Raw genomic sequence first — 605 nt, forward strand, 5'->3', positions numbered from 1 at the left:
TGACTCACTCCTAAAAACGCGACTTTCCGTTTATACGTTAAGTTTAGTGGAATTGGCTCATTGTGCTTTTGGGCGATCTGGCTTAGGGTAGGCGGCAAATTATCGGTATGAGATCACCATGCAATCAGACCACAAAGAAAAAATCGCCATTCTCGTTGACGTTCAAAACGGTTATTACACTTGTCGTGAAGCGTATCGCAGTAACTTTGATTACAACCAGTTTTGGTATGTAGCGACACAAGAAAAGGAAGTAGTAAGCGCAAAAGCTTATGCCATTGCCAGTAACGATCCGAAGCAACGCCAGTTTCATCACATTCTAAGAGGTGTGGGATTTGAGGTGATGTTGAAGCCTTACATTCAGCGTCGAGATGGCAGCGCCAAAGGGGATTGGGATGTCGGTATCACGCTCGATGCGATTGAGATTGCGCCTGATGTTGACCGCGTGATTTTGGTTTCTGGTGATGGCGACTTCAGTTTGCTGGTGGAACGTATTCAGCAGCGCTACAACAAGAAGGTCACCGTCTATGGTGTACCAAGGTTAACCTCGCAAACCTTGATTGATTGTGCGGATAATTTCGTCGCGATTGATGATGATTTCTTGCTGT

The 605-nt window shown here is 45.6% G+C and carries 1 protein-coding gene; it reads left to right on the forward strand.

Going from position 1 to position 605, the window contains the following annotated elements:
- Window positions 1-118: 118 nt before the first annotated feature.
- A partial coding sequence (locus R8N49_RS28690; RefSeq protein ID WP_318190644.1) for an NYN domain-containing protein occupies window positions 119-605 on the forward strand: 487 nt, incomplete at its 3' end.

It is taken from the genome of Vibrio sp. 1978, assembly GCF_033344345.1.